18 protein-coding genes are annotated in these 22,076 nt (G+C 38.3%); 6 read left to right on the top strand and 12 right to left on the bottom strand.

Annotated features, from left to right (window positions below; genetic code table 11):
- The 5 genes from ACQR30_RS01960 to ACQR30_RS01940 all read left to right on the top strand — a co-directional run.
- Window positions 1-1,380: OB-fold nucleic acid binding domain-containing protein (locus tag ACQR30_RS01960; protein ID WP_429730504.1), on the top strand; the 1,380-nt coding region annotated here is incomplete at its 5' end.
- 108 nt (window positions 1,381-1,488) lie between these two features.
- Window positions 1,489-2,277: a dienelactone hydrolase family protein gene (locus ACQR30_RS01955; RefSeq protein ID WP_429730501.1), complete on the top strand. Its 789-nt coding sequence runs from the start codon at window positions 1,489-1,491 to the stop codon at window positions 2,275-2,277.
- A gap of 44 nt (window positions 2,278-2,321) precedes the next feature.
- A complete protein-coding gene (locus ACQR30_RS01950; RefSeq protein ID WP_429730498.1) occupies window positions 2,322-3,827 on the top strand; it encodes an NAD(P)H-hydrate dehydratase in 1,506 nt (501 codons plus the stop codon).
- Between the two features lie 124 nt (window positions 3,828-3,951).
- A complete protein-coding gene (locus ACQR30_RS01945; protein ID WP_429730495.1) occupies window positions 3,952-4,497 on the top strand; it encodes a hypothetical protein in 546 nt (181 codons plus the stop codon).
- 62 nt (window positions 4,498-4,559) lie between these two features.
- Window positions 4,560-4,721: a DUF1328 domain-containing protein gene (locus tag ACQR30_RS01940; protein ID WP_429730492.1), complete on the top strand. Its 162-nt coding sequence runs from the start codon at window positions 4,560-4,562 to the stop codon at window positions 4,719-4,721.
- A gap of 90 nt (window positions 4,722-4,811) precedes the next feature.
- Here the strand turns inward: ACQR30_RS01940 and ACQR30_RS01935 are convergent, their stop codons facing one another.
- Complete coding sequence (locus tag ACQR30_RS01935) at window positions 4,812-6,215, bottom strand: MBL fold metallo-hydrolase RNA specificity domain-containing protein (protein WP_429730489.1); 1,404 nt, start codon at window positions 6,213-6,215, stop codon at window positions 4,812-4,814.
- Between the two features lie 438 nt (window positions 6,216-6,653).
- Here ACQR30_RS01935 and ACQR30_RS01930 point away from each other — a divergent pair, with 438 nt between their 5' ends.
- Entirely contained in the window at window positions 6,654-7,505 is an 852-nt protein-coding gene (locus tag ACQR30_RS01930) for an isocitrate lyase/PEP mutase family protein (protein WP_429730487.1), read from the top strand.
- Window positions 7,506-7,530: 25 nt separating this feature from the next.
- On the opposite strand, the gene ACQR30_RS01925 is transcribed toward ACQR30_RS01930, so the two are convergent.
- From ACQR30_RS01925 to ACQR30_RS01875, 11 genes are all read right to left on the bottom strand, one after another.
- The gene (locus ACQR30_RS01925; protein ID WP_429730484.1) at window positions 7,531-10,161 is read right to left on the bottom strand and encodes a family 20 glycosylhydrolase; all 2,631 of its coding nucleotides are present in this window, start codon (window positions 10,159-10,161) and stop codon (window positions 7,531-7,533) included.
- A gap of 1 nt (window position 10,162) precedes the next feature.
- Window positions 10,163-11,281 carry an N-acetylglucosamine-6-phosphate deacetylase gene (gene nagA, locus ACQR30_RS01920; protein WP_429730481.1) on the bottom strand — a complete coding sequence of 373 codons (1,119 nt, stop codon included), beginning with the start codon at window positions 11,279-11,281 and terminating at the stop codon, window positions 10,163-10,165.
- A gap of 9 nt (window positions 11,282-11,290) precedes the next feature.
- On the bottom strand, window positions 11,291-12,211 hold the full coding sequence (locus ACQR30_RS01915; protein ID WP_429730478.1) for a DMT family transporter: 921 nt from the start codon (window positions 12,209-12,211) through the stop codon (window positions 11,291-11,293).
- Window positions 12,212-12,232: 21 nt separating this feature from the next.
- Window positions 12,233-13,387: a sialidase family protein gene (locus tag ACQR30_RS01910; RefSeq protein ID WP_429730475.1), complete on the bottom strand. Its 1,155-nt coding sequence runs from the start codon at window positions 13,385-13,387 to the stop codon at window positions 12,233-12,235.
- 1 nt (window position 13,388) lies between these two features.
- Window positions 13,389-14,570 (bottom strand): AGE family epimerase/isomerase, encoded by a 1,182-nt coding sequence (locus ACQR30_RS01905; protein WP_429730472.1) that lies wholly within the window; start codon window positions 14,568-14,570, stop codon window positions 13,389-13,391.
- 11 nt (window positions 14,571-14,581) lie between these two features.
- On the bottom strand, window positions 14,582-16,666 hold the full coding sequence (locus ACQR30_RS01900; protein ID WP_429730469.1) for a GDSL-type esterase/lipase family protein: 2,085 nt from the start codon (window positions 16,664-16,666) through the stop codon (window positions 14,582-14,584).
- A gap of 18 nt (window positions 16,667-16,684) precedes the next feature.
- On the bottom strand, window positions 16,685-17,914 hold the full coding sequence (locus tag ACQR30_RS01895; protein WP_429730466.1) for an MFS transporter: 1,230 nt from the start codon (window positions 17,912-17,914) through the stop codon (window positions 16,685-16,687).
- Window position 17,915: 1 nt separating this feature from the next.
- Entirely contained in the window at window positions 17,916-19,118 is a 1,203-nt protein-coding gene (locus tag ACQR30_RS01890; RefSeq protein ID WP_429730464.1) for a Kelch repeat-containing protein, read from the bottom strand.
- Between the two features lie 13 nt (window positions 19,119-19,131).
- The gene (locus ACQR30_RS01885) at window positions 19,132-20,049 is read right to left on the bottom strand and encodes a dihydrodipicolinate synthase family protein (protein ID WP_429730461.1); all 918 of its coding nucleotides are present in this window, start codon (window positions 20,047-20,049) and stop codon (window positions 19,132-19,134) included.
- A gap of 144 nt (window positions 20,050-20,193) precedes the next feature.
- Window positions 20,194-21,738 (bottom strand): RagB/SusD family nutrient uptake outer membrane protein, encoded by a 1,545-nt coding sequence (locus ACQR30_RS01880; RefSeq protein WP_429730458.1) that lies wholly within the window; start codon window positions 21,736-21,738, stop codon window positions 20,194-20,196.
- Window positions 21,739-21,781: 43 nt separating this feature from the next.
- The coding region (locus ACQR30_RS01875) for a hypothetical protein (protein ID WP_429730454.1) at window positions 21,782-22,076 on the bottom strand (295 nt) is incomplete at its 5' end.

The raw sequence follows: 22,076 nt of genomic DNA, 5'->3' as shown, positions 1-22,076 counted from the left end.
CAAAAGTCTGTGCTGGATAAAATGAAAGCACAGTTTATGAAAGGCGCTACTGCCAAAGGTCATCCGGCAGATACACTGGAAAAGATATGGACCGACTGGGAGGCTTTTGCACAATACGCTTTTAATAAATCGCACTCTACCTGTTATGCTTTAGTTGCTTATCAAACCGCTTATTTAAAAGCCCATTACCCAAGTGAATATATGGCGGCGGTATTGAATCACGCCGGCGCCATTGATAAAATTACGTTCTACATGGAAGAATGTAAACGTATGGGGATCACTGTATTAGGTTGTGATATTAATGAATCGCAAAAAGGTTTTGCCCCAAATAAAAAAGGAGAGATTCGTTTTGGTTTTGGTGGCGTTAAAGGAGTTGGAGATGCGGCGATTGACAGTATCTTGGAAGAAAGAGAAAAAGGGGGTGTATATACAGATATTTTTGATTTCATCAAAAGAGTAAATCAACGGACGGTAAATAAAAAGTCTCTGGAAAGTTTGGTTTACGCAGGCGCTTTTGATTGTTTTGATGCTATGCATCGCGCGCAGTTTTTTGCCATACAACCCGGAGAAACGGTCAATAATTTGGAACGCATAGTGAAGTTTGGCAATGTTTATCAAACGGGTGCTCAAAGTACCGCCAATAGCTTATTTGGTGATATGGGTATGCCCGAAGTGGCTACGCCAAAAATATTGCCTTCTGAGGTTTGGAGCTTGATTGAAAAATTGAATTTTGAAAAAGAAGTTACGGGTATATATATAAGTGGACATCCTTTGGATAATTATAAGTTTGAGATGGAGCACTATGGCATAGTGCCGCTAAGCACTTTCAATGAAGTGAAAGATAATATGGAAACACAGCCCAATACATCAATTGTTTATCGACTCGCCGGCCTGGTAACAGAAGCGGCACATCGATTAACGAAGACTGGAAGAGAATTTGGCATTTTAACAATAGAAGACTTTAGTGGAAAAACGGAGATTGCTTTGTGGCGAGATGATTATGTAAAGTATAAAAGTTATATCGACAAAGGTTTATCTGTCGTTGTAAATGGCTTTTTCATCAAACGTTTCAATGGTGAATCATTTGATTTTAAAGTAACTTCTATTCTTTTGCTGGAAACGCTTAAGACATCTTGCACCAAGTCTTTAGAGCTTGAACTGCCATTAAAATCTATCAACGAAAATCGCGTAAATTTTTTCCGCGAAAACATGAAGAAAAACCCTGGCACTACTACCTTGAAGTTTAAGGTGATAGACATGGAAGAAGAAATGTTGGTGAGTTTATATACGTTGGATAAAGGCGTTATTATGAATGAAGAATTGATTGAATATCTTAATAGAAATCAAGAGATTGGCGTGTATGTCGGATTAACGGGATAGAATTTGATTATGGTGATAATGATAGCCCGATTTGGCCGGTGTTAGAATATATTCAAATTTTATTTCTCAATTAAATTAGCTGTAAATTCGTAGTAATAAATTTTTACTATGAAAACGATATTCACTCCCTTGTTGGGTTTATCGCTCTTATTTTTTACTGTATCCGCTTGCAGTCAAAATAATGTACATGCCCTGAAATACCAAGACGGTAATACAAAATTGGAGGGTTACTTTTTAGCTCCTGCCAACCATGCAAAAAAGGCCCCCGGTATAGTAGTCATTCATGCCTGGATGGGAATATCCGCCCATGAAAAAAACACGGTAGAGAGACTAAGTAAATTGGGCTACAACGCACTTGCTGCCGATATCTATGGGGAAGGTGTGAAACCAAAAAATACCAAAGAAGCAGGTAAATTGGCGGGCTATTATGAAACGAATTATCAAATTTACCACACACGAATCAAAGCTGCTATTAATGAAATAATCAAGCAAGGTGCAGATCCAAATAAGATTGTTGTAATCGGCTATTGCTTCGGTGGCACCGGCGCTATTGAGGCGGCGCGTGCGAATATGCCGGTGAAGGGCATTGTTTCCTTTCATGGGGGGCTGTACAAAGATTCGCTGCGAGAAAATAATCCGCATATTGTCCCCAAACTGTTGATTTTACACGGCGCTGATGATCCATTTCAAACGCAGGAAGCCATCCGCCGTTTTCAAAAAGAAATGCGTGATGGTAAGGCCGATTGGCAGATGGTATATTTTGGGAATGCCGTACATGCCTTTACAGACCCTGCTGCAGGTAATGATAATAGTAAAGGTGCGGCCTATAATAAAAAGGCCGATGAGCGATCATGGCAATATATGCTCATTTTCTTGAAAGAAGTTTTTGAAAAATAGATATAACTGGCAGTATTCTTGTTTTAGATTTTTTAATAATACATATGAAAATATTTTCTTCTTCACAAATAAAGCAATGGGATATCGCAACCATAAATGAGCTCGGAATTAGCTCGTTAGAATTAATGGAAAATGCTGCTATTGCTTGCGTTAGTTGGTTAAAGGCGCGTTTTCAGAAAGAAGAGCACTTTTATATTTTTTGTGGAGGAGGCAATAATGGTGGTGATGGCTTAGCAATAACAAGATTGCTTTTGGAAGCAGGCTTTCCTGCGCAGGCGTTTTTATTGCCGAATCCTCCATTATCCATTGATACCACGCAAAATGTAGAACGGTTAAAAACGGCTTTCCCCGAAACCATTTTTGTTGTGGATGAGCATTTAGATATTAATAGGATACCCCCAAAGGCGATTCTGATTGATGCTATATTTGGTACGGGATTGAATCGCCCATTGGATGGTCTCACACAAAAGGTTGTAGCGCAAATAAATTCATTGCCCAACAAAAAGATTGCAATTGATATACCTTCAGGATTGTTCACAGATAAATTGCAAGGCAGTAACGATACCTGCTTTTTTGCAGATTGTACTTTGTCATTTCAATCCTATAAACGAAGTTTTTTTTTCCACGAAGCAGCCAAGTATACGGGAATCATTCATATCTTGGATATTGGATTGAGCGAGGAATTCTGTTTAAAAAACGAGACATCTTTTTTCGCTTTAGATAAAAACATTGTTTCTTCAAAATACAGGCCTCGAAAGCCTTTTAGTCATAAAGGTACTTTTGGCACAGCTGTTATAGTAGGCGGCAGCTACGGCAAAATTGGCGCAATTATCCTGAGCGCAAAAGCAGCATTGCGGGCAGGTGCTGGTAAAGTTTTTGTGCAAGCCCCAGATTGTGGCTATAGCGCTGTTCAAACTTCTGTTCCTGAAGCAATGTTTATGAATGTTGGCGAAAATATTGTCGATAGCATTGAATTAATGAATGGTGTTGTAATGGGTATTGGACCAGGTCTCGGAATGGAATTACCTTCCCGTATTGCGCTCGAATCTTTCTTAAAGAACAATATTTGTTCCGTGGTTATAGATGCAGATGGGCTCAATATTATTTCTAAGAATAAGGAGAAATTACTGCCATTTATACCAAAAGGTTCAATTATCACACCGCATCCCAAAGAATTCGAAAGACTATTTGGCTCTACTAAAGACTCAATTGAACGCAGTGAACTCGCCATGGCAAAAGCCAAAGAGTATTCCATATATATTGTTTTAAAAGGCCATCACACAGCAATTTGTACGCCGACGGGAGAATGCTACTTTAATCTTAATGGAAATGCCGGCATGGCTACACCGGGAAGCGGAGATGTGCTTACGGGTATTATTACGGGGCTGCTTGCACAGAGTTATGCGCCCAAAGATGCGGCTCTACTGGGTGTTTATCTTCATGGCTTGTCCGGAGATATTGCTGCCAAAAAAAAATCGCAGGAGTCTTTAATTGCCGGGGACATAATTAAATTTTTAGGCAAGGCCTTTTTAAAAATAGCAACTAAGTAAATTAGTTGTTCAGCCCATCAAATTAATGAAGAGATATCTTTTACATATTTGCATTTTTACCCTTTTTATTCTTTTGAGTAATACAAAGGTATATAGTCAAAATAAAGGTGGAAAATTATATACAATGAGTGGTATAGGATTTGCATTCCCAGTAGGGGAAACAAATGATTATTTTAAACCTAAATTTTCTACAACTCTTGGTCTAAATATTGATGTAGGTAAACAAGGATTCTTTTTATATCCACAGTTAGACTTTCATGCCTATTCCTTTTTTCAACAGGTACCTTCTGTGGATGGCGGTGGTTTCCTAGTTAACAAAAGCAGAGCCACGACTTATTTATTGAATATGGCAGTCGGTTATCGGAAAAGTATGAACAAAATATGGGCCTTTTATGGATATGCGGGAGGCGGCGCTGGATTTATTTTAAATCCGCATATTAAAGTTGAAAAAGATGCATCCACAGCTACTCTACACAATAGAAGCATTACGATGCCAATCTTGGAAATGGGTATTGGAGGCGAATATAATTTAGGAGATGTCTGTTTGTTTCTTGAAACTAGTTTTATGCATGGGCTTAATACCATTCAAGGACGGCCATTCAATTCAGTTCCTATTTGCTTCGGTATTAAGCCGGATATTCGCAAATTGTTTAAAAAGAAAAAAAGATAATTTATTTAAAAGCGTGTCACAAATGCCTTTGTAATTATAATTATTCACCTAAAATTTAAACTATGTTACGTTGGACAATTATCTTTCTGGTTATTGCGCTCATTGCAGCCGTCTTAGGTTTTACGGGATTAATGGTAGCAGCGGCAGGAATCGCAAAAATCATTTTCACCATTTTCATCATTCTATTTTTACTTAGTCTGATCTTTGGTAGAAAGAAATTATAAGCAGAAACCTTATATCAAAATCTTCCGCCAATTGTGGCAAGGGGGAAAGCTAAGTGCACAAAATTACACTTAGCTTTTTTTCTGTAAATCTTATATCAAATTAAACGTTTGATGCATAGCGGGTATTTGTACATCCTTAAAGCCTTTCTTCAACAGTCTACGCTGAAACTCCTGCTGTACATCATATTCCCCATGAACAATAAATAACATTTTGATGGCATCAGGATTTTGACAGGATAAGAATTGACAAAGGTCATCATAGTCTCCATGTGCACTCATGCTGCGCATTACACCTACACTGGCCATTACCTCATAATCATCTCCATAAATACGGACAGTTTTTGCACCGCGCATCAACTTACCGCCTAATGAATGGGGCTCACAGTACCCCACAATCAAGATCGTATTGCGCTTATCAGAAATATTATTAAGTATGTGGTGTTGCACGCGACCGGCATCGGCCATGCCACTTGCAGAAATAATGATCATCGGATTAGGATTATCATTTAAGGCTTTGCTCTCATCTACACTTTTAATAAAATTCATTCCCGGAAAATCAAACGGATCTTTATCTACCTGCATCAATTTCTGAATGCGATTATTGAAACCTTCTGGATGCCTCTTTGTAACACCCGTTGCCTCCCTGCTCAATGGACTATCTACATATACCGGTATCTTGGGAAGCCTCCCATCATTACTTAATTCATTTAAGAAATATAACAATTCCTGGGTTCGCCCTACACTAAAAGCCGGAATAATTAATTTACCTTTTTTTTCTACACAAGTTTTATTTACAAATTCCAATAATTGATCGGGCGTGTTAAATACATCTTCATGTAAACTATCCCCATAAGTACTTTCAATAATTATATAATCGGCTTGCGGAAATGTTTCTGGTGATTTTAAAATAATATCGCGATACCGTCCTACATCTCCACTAAAAGAAATTTGTTGCGTTTTGCCGTCCTCTTTTATTCGAACATGCACTGAGGCGCTGCCAATGATATGGCCGGCGTCGGCATACATTACCTGAATATCGTCATCTATTATTATCCACTTATCATATTCCACTGCCGTAAGTCTGGGAATAGCATTCTGTGCATCTTGTGGACCATATAAAGGTTCAACAGGAGGGAGATGCTGCTTGGCTCTTCTTTTATTAAAATATTTTACATCGTCCACCTGTATTCTGGCAGAGTCTTCCAGTAAAATTTCGGTCAAATCTTTGGTACCTTTTGTACAATAAATTTCTCCACTGAATCCTTCTTTAACTAATTTGGGAATTAAACCGGTATGATCAATATGCGCATGGGAAAGAAACATATAGGTTACCTCTGCTGCGACAAAACCCAGATCTTCATTGAGGTCTTCGGTTTCTCGGCCCATGCCCTGAAAAAGCCCGCAATCCAGTAATATTTGCTTACCATTTTTTAATTTAATTAGATGTTTTGATCCCGTAACTGTGCGCGCTGCGCCGTGAAAGGTGATATTCATACAATTGATTTATTTCTTTTCTAAAGATAATAAAACAATTGTTAGGTAAATGAAATATTTTGGTCGCTGCATATGGTTTTGTGGTACGAGCCCTACAGACGGAAAATAATAAATTTTTTTATTTAACAAACCGTTATTATTAATATAAAAAACCTTTCCCAACCAAAAGTGTGGCGTTTATTCAATGACTTTCGGTTGCATACTTTCTACGTCCGCCAAATAACTATAGCGTTGTTTTGATTCATAATGATCATTTCAGGTGAAAGGCCCTCAAAATTCGCAGGCAATTAATGCGGCGCTCCTTCTTCGAAGAAAGGAAGTATTTACCAAACCCTTAAACCTATTTCAACTATTTTTGTGTTGCATAACTATGACATGCGTTATGCTACCAGAACTCCTGTCGTTCTATCTTATCGATTCTAAAAATAGAAACTAAAAATGACAAATATTGATCATCAACAAACCAAGGCAAAGCAATTTCGTGAACTTCATCATTCAGGAAAAATGCTCCTATTCCCCAATATCTGGGATTCATTAGGAGCCCTATTGTTAGAGAGCTTGCAATATCCCGCCATTGCAACTGCAAGCGCATCTATCGCATTTACAAATGGTCTTAATGACGGTGAACATACTCCCTTCAACTATTTTCTAACACTCTTAACTAAGATCGTAAATAGTGTAAATATTCCTGTATCGGCGGATATTGAAAGTGGTTATGCATCAAATGAAAGACAACTTCAAAAGAATATTGCACAACTCATTGCTACAGGCATAGTCGGAATAAATATAGAAGACTCTGACAAAGAAACGAATGAGCTAATTCCCATCGAAATGCAATGCAACAAAATTCGTATTATAAAAGAAGTTTCAGAACAAATGGGCATTTCTTTATTTGTAAATGCTCGGGCAGATGTGTATATTCATGGAGATGAGTTTGAAACGCCAGCATCTAAATTGAAAGAAACAATTAAAAGAGGGCTGGCATACAAAAATGCAGGCGCCGACTGCTTTTATCCCATCCTAATACGCCAAGAACAAGACATTCAAAAAACCGTCGAAGAGCTACAGATGCCTATCAATGTATTAACCATTCCGGGTATTCCCGAGTTGAAGACCCTCAAAGATATTGGCGTGGCGAGGGTTAGCTTAGGGCCCTCTTTTTTAAAAATTGCCATACAATCAATGAGAGACGTGGCAATAAAGCTAAAAAGCCTGGACGGCCTATCAGCTATTACCGGCAATGAAATTACCACCGAATATTTAAAGGGTTTGGTGAATAAGCATTATTAAGGATTGCATCATTTGGTACGCCATGTTAATGAATCCTCATGTTACTGACCTGCATATTTTTACTTCCTTGTTCCGGTTGTACAAAAACTGCTGTAAACATCCATTTAAAAGGCGCATACCAAATACCGGATTCAAACTTGCCAATTGGCATTTTTAGCAAGATTTTATTCCATCCTTTTTGCAAATGAACAACTGTCGGCTTGCGAAAATAATAGTTCTCATCTACATAGGGGATTTCCGAATTACCCTGTTGTCCAGCTCTTTGCCAATGAGGCGGCGTAACAATTTTATCATTTAACCATATCTCACTTTGCAAACCATTCCAAGTATTTTCTTTTGGTGTAGCGGTCGCAGTGGAACGCGAGAAATCTCTAAACCCAATCCACATAAATGCTGAAGTATCGACATTACTCCAATACTTTGCATAGGCATAATACGTCGTATTCTCTTTCGGATGACTCAATATGCCTTTTACCGCAGGATTCCAAAAGTGACGTAAGATAATTGTAGCACCATTTACAGTCACTGAATTATCGGCATCTTCAAAGTTAAAGCTCTTCTTTTCAGGCACAAAGGACGTAGACAAATCTCCTCGATTATCGTAAGGTCCAATCAACTGCCAATGAATGTTAGACTGCCGGACATATGGGAAAGACAAAGTAGAAAAGAATTCCTTTTTAATATCAATCAGTCGATTTTCAAAAGCAGTAAAGTCCTTGAATTCAACGGAAGCCGCGTCGCTTAAATAGACTTGATTGTCGCTGCAATACCCACCGCCACGCCAAGTTCTCTCCGCAAATGCAAGCATCGCCGGATATACTGGGTTCTGTAGGAGATTATCCATACCTGTATTTAACCTTCTGTCGTTCCACAAACAAACTGTACCGCCTAAATTATTATTATCCCCAACAGTCGTATCACAAATCTTATGGTTAAAAATAGAAACTACGCTTTCCTCCGCATCCATATGATTGATATATAAGTTACGTGAATCTATTTGCAGAAATGGACTCTTAGCAACGGTTTTATTTGCAACAGATTGCCAACGCTGGCGGATTACTGTCGGGGTAAATTCGCCGCCCGGATCCCAACCTACTACCTTTTTGCCTCTACTTTCTATTAAAGAAATTATCTCCGGCAGAAAGCTCTTATTGGAAATTTTTACTTCATCAGCTCCAATATGCAAATAAGGCACGTTGTAAGTATCACATATTTGCCGCACTATTTTTTTCATAACATATAGACCAGAATCGCTCTGCATGTCAAATCCCATCGCCCTTTTGAAAGCAGCACTATGCCCGGGCATATCTATCTCAGCAATGAGCGTAATAAAACGTTTCTTACAATAATCGATTAATTCTTTTACTTGCTGTTCGGAATAAAACATTCCTTGATTACGCGTCATATTTTTTGCTTCCGTCAATTGCGGAAATCCTTTAACCTGCAAACGCCAAGCAACGTCCTCAGTTAAATGAAAATGAAAAATATTCATCTTTAAGGATGCCATCACGTCAATTTGTTGCTTCAACAAGTCCATTGATTGGTAATTCCGCCCAACGTCCACCATATACCCGCGCCATGCAAAGGAAGGCCAATCACGTATTGCACATCCCTCTACAATTGATTTATCGCGCATCAATTGACGCAAAGTTTGAACCCCATTGAATAAACCATGTAAAGTATTGGCCGTTAAAATGATTTGCCTATTATCAACAGCCAATTTATACGCTTCCCTTCCGAGCCTCCCTGCACTTACTTTTCCCATCTTTATAACAATAGCGGGCGCATTCGTTTTTGTCTTTTGAATAGAAACTGCATAACCATTTTTTGCGATTATTCTTTGCAAATCAACCGCTACACTTTTTAAGGAATCATCCGCAATAAGGATAGATGTACATTTATACAAAGGGAAAAAATCATCTTTCCAAACTACTTTTTGCGGAAATGGTAGCAATGCAGGTTTGACCTGTAAGTCATATACATAAGGGTAAATTTTCCGCTTCCACATTTCATAGGCATCGCCCTTTAAATGCAAGCCGTCATTGGTAAGATGAATATTAAATTTATCTTCTGCATTAGCGAATAAAGAATGAATATCAATATAAGTGTATTGATATTTTGTCGAATTGCTTTTCAGTACGTCATTTATCTGGGCGATAATCGGGCCATTTCCGGTATGATCCCCAAATTTTTTGTAATAATTATTGACAGGAGTAACGCTTTGAATATAAAGTTCTGTCCGCGGTGAATTCTTATGAACGATTTGCGCAATTAAAAATATATTCCTTTCGATACTATCCGCTGTGATGCCATGGGCTAAATCATTGGTACCAATCAATAAAAATATTTTTGAAGGCTTACGTCGAATGACTTCATCTAAACGATTCAAAACCCCAGCTGTAATATCGCCACTAATGCCGCGATTGAGGATGTTTGGATCGTTATCGAACAGCTCACTCCATTCTCCCCCATCAGTTATACTATTACCGAGAAAGATGATTTGGCCTTCCTTAATCGGGAGTGTCCGAAAATGTGAAACTCTTTGCTGATAATAGGTCGAAAACATACTATCATTTAAGTTCTCAGGAATTTCCTGGGCACGGGCATTTACAAAACCAATAAAGGTGCACAAAAGCCAAAAAAATAATTTTTTCATATTATAAAATAAGTGTTGAATAATTTTTCAAATCATCATCAAAAACAAAAAAACTAGCGGGATAACCCTCCTTTATAAAACCAATATGCTTCTCCTCTCCAATCGCGCGGCCCACATAACTAGTGGCCATTTCGACAGCGTGCTGTAACGATATTCCCAGATTCTCTTTCGCATTCCTTACTGCTTCCACCATCGAAATAGCGGCACCTGCAAGATTTCCTTCTTCATTACGATAAGTGCCATTCTTTATAGTTGCATCAAAAGTGTCCCATTCAAAATGTCGGATTCTTCTTCCAAGAAAAGTGCTGTCAGTAATTAAAAATAATTTATCCTTTTTTAACCGGCATGCTATACGCGCAGCCACATAATCACAATGAAGACCATCTAAAATCAACGAAGTATATACGTTTTCATTATCTAAGATGGCGCCGGTCATCCCCGGCGCGCGATGAGTAAAGGGTGACATCGCATTGTACAAATGTGTGGTTAAATGGATGCCTTTATCGAAATAATATTGTGCTTGCTCATAACTCATATTGGAATGGCCTGCAGATAGTAAAATATCATTTTCCTGTAAAAAGGTTAGTTGATCATCTGTAAACATCTCAGGAGCTATGGTCATCAGTTTTATGACACCTCGGCCCAGCTGAACTATTTGTCGAAGCTCTTCGTCAGTAGGTTTACGCACAATATTTTTATTATGCGCACCGCGTTTATCGGGATTGAAAAAAGGTCCTTCAAGGTGCATGCCCAAAACACCTTTGCGCGGGAATTTTTGTCGAAAACTCGCCACGGTTTCAATAGCCTTCAAAATATTTTCCGTGGTAGAAGATATCAAGGTAGGCAAAAAATAAGTAGTACCAAAATCATTGCAAGCACGGCACATATCTTCCAACGTACTTTCATGGGGAAATTGCGAAAAATAGAATTGATACCCCCCGTTAAGTTGAATATCTATTAATCCGGCGGAAATGTTTTTCCCTCCTAAATCAATAATATCGACGTCTCGAGGAATTTCGTTTTGAATGGAAATGATTCTCCCTTCTTCAATTAATAATGTATTATATATTGAAATTACCTCTCCGGTGAAAATTTTCGCATTAGTAATAGCTTGTTTCATTTAAATAAATTATTCGTTTAACATCAATTCTTCTTCTATAATTTCTTTGGCGTTTTTGCTGATCTGCGATAATACCAGTGCCACAATTACAATGAATACGCCGCAAACTGTATAAAGAGAAATATGATCCCCCATAAAAAACGCAGCTATTACAAAGCCGAAAATAGGTGTAAGGAACAGCCAAACTGAAGCATTTAGGGGGTCGCTTTTTAGGAGCCACAGCCAACACTGTATGGCAAAAATAGAAACGAATACAGCGAGCCATATTACCGAACCAAAAAATTTCGTGGTAAAATGATTCAAATTAGCGTGATAATTGAAAATCATAAAGGGCAACAACAATATACCCCCAATCAGCGTCTGCCAACCATTGATGGTTAATATTTTCAAATCACCCCAATCTTTTTTATTGAAATAGATAGAAGCTATTGAATAAGAAAGCATACTTAAAAGCATTAGCAGTAAGCCTCCGGGGGATACCCCGGCATTATGCAATAAAGGGTATGAGGCAATAAAAACACCTGTAATGCCCATTAAAAGTGCCATTATAACAGAAGGCGTCAATTTCTTTTTCAAAAAAACAACCGAAAGAAAACCGATAAATATAGGATTGGTAGCGACCGCCAGCGCACCGATACCAGCCGTCACCGTTTTCATGGATAATACATAAAGCCCTAAATAAATCGTAATATTTAGTAATCCATAAATAGAGATCATCCACCATTGTTTCTTTTTGGGTAGCGGGTATTTCAAAATTCCATGCGCAACTATTAGCATTATGACTGCAGCAATACAGAAACGTGTGAGCGCAATGGTCAACGGCTGGGCATCTTCAAGTCCAGTCTTCGTCGCCGTCGAGGCAGAAGACCAAAGTAGCGTAAATACTGACCCAACAAGGATCCAACGTATAGAAATATTTTTTTTACTCACAAGAATACCAATTACATATTTTTATTTCTTCCAATTAATTTTTCTAAAAACAATTTTTCGGTAATCATTCGCTTCATATAAAATACCCAGTGTGTGTTTATTTACTACAGTAATATCCGAATAAGCTGTATTTTTTGCCTCAATTAAAAAAGATTTCCCCCAGGTTTCCCCATTGTCATAACTAATGCGTAAAGTAAGGCTGTCACGACCTCTAGTACTCGCATCGTTACAAAAGGCGAGTACATTATTTCGTTTTTTGTATCGCAACGTAAGCAGAGAACCTTCGCAAACCGGATCCGGCAGTTGTTTGTCAAAATAAGCGGTATCCCAAGTAAAACCGCCATTGTTACTGATCGCAACAATTCTTTGCAAAATATCACCGCGTTGGTTACGGCTATTCATCATCACGCGGCCGCAAGAAAGCTCCGCAGCAGTAGACTCATTAGAACCACGAAATGGATTGTCTTCGCTAATATGAAATGTTTTTCCATGGTCGTCGCTGTAAAATCCATGTGCCACATAATCAGTGAAATTAGCCTGTGGTCCACCCTCAGAGTGATTCGCAGCCACATAAATCCTTCCTTTATATACGCCGCATTTTAGCTGCATCGCGTGCCCGGGTGTATTGGCATAGCTACGCCAATCTTCCTTATGATGCCAATTTGGATTAATATCTGGCTGATTAATTTTACTTACTTGATTAGTAATATTGGTCGGCTCACTCCAAGTCTTTCCATTGTCAATAGACGTAATGTACCAAACCTCTCTATAGCCATTTCTTTTGCGTATCTCACCTTCGCTCTTATTACCTGTATTATAAAATAAAAATATTCGCCCTTTGGGATAATGTGGATCAGTCAAATCTATAACCGGTGCCGCATTACCAGCTTGTAACTTCTTGTTGGTCGCAACGATTTGCAAACGGCTCCAGGTCCGGCCCTCATCTTTGCTTTTTTTCATAACGATATTTACGTGTCCAAAATCAGCGCCTCCGTTTACCCGACCTTCTGCGAAAGCCAATAACGATCCGTTTGGTAAATTGATAATTGCCGGAATCCTAAAAGATTGATAACCTTCTGTACCCGACTGAAACACCGTTATCCCTTTATTGCTTTGAGCAAACAAAACTATGGGCAGGCAAAGCACAAATAAGATGAAGAATCGCTTTAATTTCATTTTAAATAATTATATCGTTTAATAATTGCATGCAATACCATTCCTGGCGAGGTAGGTGAAACGGACCTTTGAATAAATTTCCCTTCGCAGTTTGTGCTATTTTTCCATCACGATGCAAGTAACCAAACCATTCTCCGTTTTCTTTATCGTGAAAATGCGAATAAGCATATTTGTGAATTTGCTCGTGCCATCGTTTATATTTCTTATCGCCCGTCATTGTATAGGCGAGCAAGGTTGCAATGATGGCTTCATTTTGTGGCCACCAAAACTTCAAGTCTTGCCAATATTCTTGCACAGGATTATTATATACATCTCTGAAATATAAAATACCTCCATACTGCTCATCCCATCCACGTTCCCACATATAGTCGAGCATTTTGCAACCCAGCTCTAATAAATGTTTATCATTATTTCGATATTTAGCCTCATGTAAAATAAACCAAGCACCCTCAATCGCATGACCAGGATTCAGCGTTCTTCCATCGATATGATCGATAATGCTCCCATCAAGAGATACTTGTTCCATTACACAACGAATATCATCCTTAACAAAAAAAGTTTCTATTTGATTCATCCATTTTTCAATCCACAGGTCACAACGGGGATCACCGATTGTTTCCCGAAGTTGCTGCGCCGTATTCATCATAATCATTGGCACACCAATTCCTCTAGATGGCCGCGTATCTTCAAATTTAGAAGGCAATTTTATTTCACCCGTTGCATAAGCGATACATTTACCAAAAATGCTGCGTGCTTTATTAGCAATGCCTTCGTCACCGGTTGCTTTTGCATAAGCTGCTAATGCAATTACAGCAAAAGTCTCTGAGAAAAAATAACGACGTTTACGAATAGGCTTTCCATCACGAGCTACATGAAAAAACATTTGTCCATCTTTATCAAAGCAATGTTCGAGCAAAAAATCTACACCTCTTTTTGCGCCTTCAAGCCATTCTTCTTTCTGCGCAACCGTATTGTATAAGGTCGCCAAAAGCCAGATTGCACGCCCTTGAATCCACACCGCTTTATCATCATCAATCAAGGCTCCATCAGCATCACGCATGAATAGATATCCTCCATATTCTTCGTCGACACTTTTAGGAAACCAGAATGGTATCGTGTCACTTAATAATTGATTTTTATAAAAATCAAGATGCAACTGTAAGTAATTATTATCTAAGTTCATTGATTAATCATTTATTTCACGTCCATCATAAAAGTACTTGCCGGCAATTGCGCAGCGTTTACCAAATTTGCTCTGGTAAAGGTTTTCCAGCCATAAACGACTTTTTCTATTCTTTCATTTTCAGGAACATCTATTATTACTTTATCCTTTACAATCCTTGCGTTTGCCGTAATGAAATACCCTTTGTCATTCAACAATTCGAATCCGCGTAGCCCTTTACCGTCAGAAGTAGTAAGACCCTTACCCTGAGAAAAACTGATTTCGATTTGCTCATTTTTTTCGATTAAAGTTTTCACCAATGGGCCATTTGGAACTATGTCTGATCGATCATAACTATAATGCAACGCCAAGTCCGCCAACCGTTGTCCCACCGGAATTTTATTTTTATAGTGCACATTCGTTTTATCGCCCAAATCACTGGTTACAACCATTCCTGAACTGGGTATTTGGTTCAGTAACTCCCTTTGTGTTTCTCTAAAATAATTCCATGAAGGACGTTCTATACTGGAAAGCTGCACATAATAAAAAGGCAGATTACGCCGCCATTGTTGCCGCCAATCATTTACAAAAACGGGGAATAATTTCTTGAATAATTCAGCATTTTCGGCATCACTCTCACCTTGATACCACACGACACCGGCAATTGATAAGTTTGTAATATTTGCAATAGCTGCTTCAAAATTGAAACAAGGTTCATAAGAATGTCTTTGAAAAGGAGAAGTTGCATCTTTTAAATTTTCATCCGCTCTTTGCCTGCACCAACCCATTAAATAATCAGACTTCCTCCAATTATGTAATGCCGGCTCAAAGAGTGGATTACTTTCTAAAGTTAGTCTACCCACCCAAGACATCAAAGGAGAGCCGCCTACTGCTACCTCAATTAATCCAACTGGAATATTTTCTTCTTCCGCAATTTTCTTTCCAAAGATATAACCAACAGCAGAAAATTCTTTCGCTGCATTTTCCGTATTTAACTTCCACTGTCCAGAAAAAAATTGGAGGTTATTCGCTTTAGCCAAGGCCGTCGAATCCCACACCATATTATCCGTTTCAGCAAAAGGTTTGTATTTAAACAAACGAATATTACTCTTTTCATTAGCAACTTTCGCGACACTATCCCCTTCTTCAGATTCAGCCAACGAAAAATACATATTTGACTGGCCGGAGCAAAGCCACAGATCGCCCACCAAAATATTTTTATACACCAAATCTGTTTTTTCATTCACAACGCGCAATGTTTGTGGTGTCGCATCGGCACTCATCTTCGGAAATGTAATTTTCCACTGTCCACTTGCAGCAACAATTGTTTCTCTTGTCAACTGATGAAATAGGATCTTTACCTTCGTTCCTGCATTGGCCGTACCCCAAATAACTATTGGTTGATTGCGTTGAAGAACCATATCATTCGTAAAGATAGCAGGCATTTTTAGCCCGCCAAAATTCCCTGTAATAGTCTTATATATTACATCGCAGAGCTTCGCAGCACCTTGTATATTTGGATGCAATGTAGGTGCATCCGTAATTAAATCGGGTCGGTCGTGAAATGCCTCGTACAAATCTATCAAAGCGGTATGATTGATTGCAGCGACTTGTTCAATACGATTTTGCAAATCCCAATACCATTCGAATGTGCTAGACATAAAACGTGGATGCCCCGTAAAAATCGGGGTCATCTTACAGATATAGATTCTCACTTTCGGATTCATTGCTCGAAGTGTATCAATCAGCCAATTATAATCCGGAACAAATTCGTCCCTATAATTCGGAAAATCACGTGGGTCGGTATCATTTAACCCCAAATGTATAATCGCTATATCCGGGCGCATTTGCATCGCGCCTAAAAACTCTTTCGTTTTGTAATATGGATTATGTCCGCGTCTTAACAGAGTGGCACCGCTATGACCAAAATTACCGACGATATAATTATCTCCTAATTTGTTTTGTAATAAGGCGGGATAAGATTCAGTTGCGGGATTCGGAAGTGTATAGCCATAAGTCACCGAATTACCTATGCATGCAATCTTTATCTTGTGTGCCTTCGCAAAGATATTTTGTGCAGATAAAAATATTAAGACAAGAAATATGCCTTTTCTCATTAATTGAAATATTTACTGTTAGTCTGAAAAATCATTTGTCTTAGGTCTAAGAAAATACAATTGAATCACTAAAATTATCAGTACCACAATTGATAACATGGCAAAGCTTGTTCCAAGACTGCCATTATCAGTAGTTTTGCCTAATAACTGTGTTATATACGCCCCCGAAAAAACACCCACCATATTCATAAGTCCATAGGCAGTAGCACGGTTTTTTGAAGAAACAAACTGGCAAAGTATCGGCATGTTATTCGCATCGAAGATTCCAAAGCCGAAACCGAAACATACGCCAGCCGCCAACACATGAAATAAAGTATGGCCAAAGCCAATGAGTAAAAGCGAAGGTATCATTAATCCCAGCCCAATCGCACCCGTATAAACTCTCCCTCGAACATTTCCCATCACCCATCTGTCCGAAAGTACACCACCTGCGATCACCCCAATAAAAGATGCGACAGAAACCGTGACAGTCGCCATTGGTCCGGCTTGGGACATGGTAATATGTAAGCTTTTTGAAAAAAGTGTAGGCAACCAATTTTTAACCGCCCAACCCGGAAGACTCGGAATAGCAAAATATAAAAGAATAACCCAAAAAGACGGATTGGCAAATAAAGTTTTTAAACCACGCAAAAGTGGAATTTTCTTTCGTTCGGCAACCACTTCAGAAACTATATGTTCTTTTTTCTCTTTTAAAAAAAATATCAAAACAAATGCATACGCAATGCCAATCAGCCCAAAAGAATGAAAAGTAATATGCCAAGTATAAGCTGCTGCTATTGTGGCACCAAAGCCGCCTAAAGCAGAACCTATATACAAACCAGTCATGTGAATACCTACAGCAAGGGACCTGGTTTTCTTCTGGTGATAATCGACAATAAGCGCCAAACCTGCAGGAAGATATAAAGCCTCGCTAATACCCATAATTGCCCGCAAAACATATAATTGATCAAAAGTCGTAGCATAGCCCATTCCAAAAGTAACTCCAGACCAAACCAGCAAACTTCCAACAATCAACCATTTACGATTTATCTTATCGGCAACAATACCCGCCACAGGGCTCATTAATCCATAAATCCATAAAAAAATACCCATTAAATAACCAAAGTTGGTAGCAGACCTTAACTCTTCAATATCGATTTGCATTGCAGGGCGCATGGTGGATAGCATCTGCCGATCGAGATAGTTTAGCAGTCCTACACCCCATAAGAGCGCCACCACAATCCAGGGATATATTTTCCTAACTCGCATTTTAATTTTTTGACTTTTTTGCTTTCACTAGTTCTTCTAATTTTACTTTGCCAAGAATAATATTCGCAGAACGAATACCTGCTCTAATTTCCCCGCATGGAATAATTACCTCATTATTCCACAACATAGCTGTCGTAGTTACCTGACCGACAAAAGGAATTGAATCAATAACTTCCCACCTATCCCTTAACGTATTGTAAGCCAAAACTTCACGCGAAAAACCGGGATGATTTTCCTGTAATTTATTTTTCTCTAACAACAAATGCCGTTTTTCTGTTACATCATTTTCTTTGTTAATTTGCATGAGCAGCGCTTCCGTCTCATGAAAAGTCTCGCCCCGATCCCCGCTAAAAACCAATAATGTACTATCTCCAAAAGCTAAGCCTGTATGGGCAGAGAGAGCATAAGGCAAAGATGCCTTTTGAGACCACTGCTTAGTCTGTAAGTCAAATTCATATACATCATCATACAAATCACTGGTAGAATCTATATTCATTTTTCTACCACCCACTAAATACAAACATTTATTTTTCCCGTTTGATTGAACATATAACACAGCGTAAGCAACTGCCGTTTTTAATGAAGGTAAAGATTGCCATCCTTTACTCGTATCTTCCAAATCAAGTGAAAACAGTTGATTGGAAACCCCTTTTGCATTTTGGCCGCCTACAAAATATATTTCATTGCCATCAGCCGCAATTGCGCCGGCTGAAAGATTTTGCGGCAAGTTTGGCAAATGCTGTATTTCAACATTTTGAGCCGCTTCATTCCAATTAAGCAATAAAACTTTATTAATTGCGCCTCTTTCATTTTCACCTCCGGCGACTACAACTCCTTTGTCGGAGATACAATTTGCACTATAAGCAACTTTGTAAGGCAACGCCAAATTTCGCTTTATGAGTATAAGTGAATCATTTTGCTTCTTATACACAAAAATATCTTTGTAAAATTGCTTTTTACCACCTTCCCATGGCAGGCCTCCGGAAAAGTTTGAGCCCCCACCAATCAATAAAACATTATTGCTTATTCCGGTAACCGGACCAGCCAAACCTACAGATGGTGAGCCATCCGAATTATCAGGCAAATGTCCGGCTACTTCCCATGCAAATTGAATATTTATTTCTTTATTGTGTGGTGAAGAATTCGTACAAGATGAAATCATTATAAAAAATAAAATGAATGTTGAAAAAAATATCGGTTTCATAAACAAAGTTTTATTAAACTGATTTGAAAGAATGAAAGTTCACTCCATCAACATCTTTTTTAAACAATTCAAATTGTTCTTTACTCATATTTTTTACGGGCAGACGAAATTCCCCACAATCTAAACCTATTAATTTCATAAAAGCTTTACCAGTAGCAATGCCGCCATATTTTCCCAAAAGGCGAATCATATCTATAGATTGTTGTTGCAACTTTCTAGCCAATTCAAAATCGTTATTCTCATAAGCGGCTATCAAATTATTATACAAAGGCGCCGCATAATTGTATGTACTGCCTACAGCGCCTTTGGAGCCAAGTATCAATGCCGATAACATATTCTCATCTCTACCCCAAAGCATGTCATATTTCCCGCCCTCCAATCTTAAACAAGAAAGAAAATCCATAAAATCTTCGTGTGTATATTTGATCCCGGCAAAGTTTTCGATCTTTCCATCTATGGCTTGCAATAAATCGAACATTGTCACATTTACGCCGGTGAGTACTGGAATATGATAGTAATAAAAAGGCATCCCGGGAGTAGCATCCGCAACAATTTTGCATGCTTCCGCCAAAGCAGCAACATTTGGTTTAAAATAAAATGGCGCCGTAAAAGCTGTTGCAAACAAGCCTTGTGCCTGCGCGTGTTTTGCCAGATCAATACAATCAGCAATGCAAGTACCACCTACCAAGGCGATCACCTTAAAATCGTCATCATTGATAGTTACAGCAGCCCAAGCTTCCGTATGTAATTTTTTTTCTTCAAGCGTAAGAGAAACACCTTCACCAGTTGATCCGTTAATAAAGGCGCCTTTAATACCATTTCGTTTTAAAAAGGTATAATAATCTTTAACCAGTGATAGGTTAAGATTTCCCGCTTCGTCCATTGCTGTAAATGGAGCGGCAATAAGCCCTTGTAATTTTTGTATTTTCATTTATACTTGTATAATTATTCTAAAAAGAATGAAACTTAAATATAGATACTTTTGAATAAAGCATTTTCTAAATGTGCTCCTCAAAACTACCTTAAAATATAAGATGCCGCTTACCTTTGTAAGCAGCACCTTTCAAAAATCCCATTAATAACCTTTTGTTTGAGTTAATAGTGGATAGCTATTAAGCATAGATATTGTAATAGGTAATTCAAGTGTCGGTCCGTGTCCAGAATTAACTGTAGCTGCAGATAAATATTGAGGATCAATATAATGATAAACCCATTTATCACCGGCTCGTCTCAATGCCCACCAGCGCTGACCTTCACCAATAAACTCTCTCAACTCTTCCTCCAATATGGCTTCCATATTATCATCTGCACTTCCACTTATGTAAGGAGTATAAGCATTGCCATATGCACGCTGTCTAATCAAATTTATTTCGGCAGAAGGATCTTCTCCTAATTTGGCTTTTGCTTCAGCCATTAATAATAACACATCAGCATATCTATAAATCGGAAAATCATTATTACTAACTTGAGTAGTTCCTGAAGTTGAACCAATCCATTTGATAAGCATTACTCCCCGAACGTCATAAGGTGCACTAGTCGAATACATCACTTTAAACGTATTAGCTATTCGCTGATCGGCAGGTCCACTTGTTAATTTGGTTATCATTGCTTGATTCATTCCAACCCTATTTGCACCTCCCACATACGGATATACAGAAGATACTGTTGGCGAACTAGCTTGAGCAAAAGATAAAGTAGTTGCCTGAATGCTATTTACCGTAAATTCCGAAAATGTTCCTTGTGTGGCTTGATTTAGCTCGTAACTCAACGCGAAAATTATCTCTGGGTTATTTGCCTTTTTATTTGGATCAAAAATATCAGCATAATTAGCATCTAAATTTAATGTATTCCCTTGCAAATTTTCGACTTCCTGTAAAGCTGTTTTCGCAGTAGTTAGATCAGCATTACCCCCTCCCATTAAAGTTCCAGACCAAAGATAAACATCACCTTTTAATGTAAGTGTTGCTACTCTGTTCCAGGTAACACGATTGCCTGAGGGGAAAGAATTATCTCCGTTAAATAGTGTAAGAGATTGCTCAATATCACTTTTAACTTGCAACATTACTGAGTCAGCAGAAGTTCTTGGTTTATAGGTCTCTGCCGCATTAGTAATATGTTGAATCGGTTGTGTAACCAGTGGTACTGCACCCCAGGTTTTCAACATTGTATAATAGATATAGGCTCTTAAACCATACATTTCTGCCAGTTCTTTAGTTCTCTGCGCAACTGGCAAAGGGGTTTTCGGAAAAACGCTAATTACATTATTTATTTGATAAATTAAAGCGTAAAAACTAGCCCAATTTCCATAAGGTGCGTTTAATGCACTTATATTTTGATCATACAATTGCTGATAACCACCATCACCCGATTCGGTATAAAGCCCATCAGTCCATATTTCGGAACGCATTTCACCCAAAGCAAAGAAGGTGTTGTTGTATGCTCGGAATCTTGCGTATACACCAGAATATAGTGTTTGTGCTGCATTTGCATCGGTAAGTGCCAATGCTGTACTTATCTGATCTTGTGGGATTACCTCATTTAATTGCTTTTGACAAGAGTTAAAGGTAAAAAGGAAAACACCTCCAAGTAAGAGATAAATATATGATTTATACTTTTTCATTTTAAAGAATATTTTATTTAAAAATAAATGTGGTTAATGTTTTCTATAATGTTACAGTTGCGCCAAAAGTTAGTCTTCTTGGAAGCGGATATTTACCATTATCGATACCACCGGTCTCAGGGAAATTCCCGCTATAAGGAGTGAAATAAGCAAGGTTGCCTCCCGAAATATACAACCTTAAAGCTTTCACCTTGTTTATAAATACTCTTCTCAATAAATTTTGTGTCATATCATAACTAAGCGTCAATTCTCTCAATGCTACATAATCTCCCTTTTCCCACATATTTGCCGGAGGGTTATTTCCAGAAGCATCGGTAGCAAAATTTCTTCCCTGATTC

The sequence above is a fragment of the Arachidicoccus sp. genome, assembly GCF_050436765.1.
Lineage (GTDB): Bacteria > Bacteroidota > Bacteroidia > Chitinophagales > Chitinophagaceae > Arachidicoccus.
The sequence above is the reverse complement of the archived record's forward strand: the minus strand, read 5'-3'. Positions and strand labels throughout refer to the sequence as shown.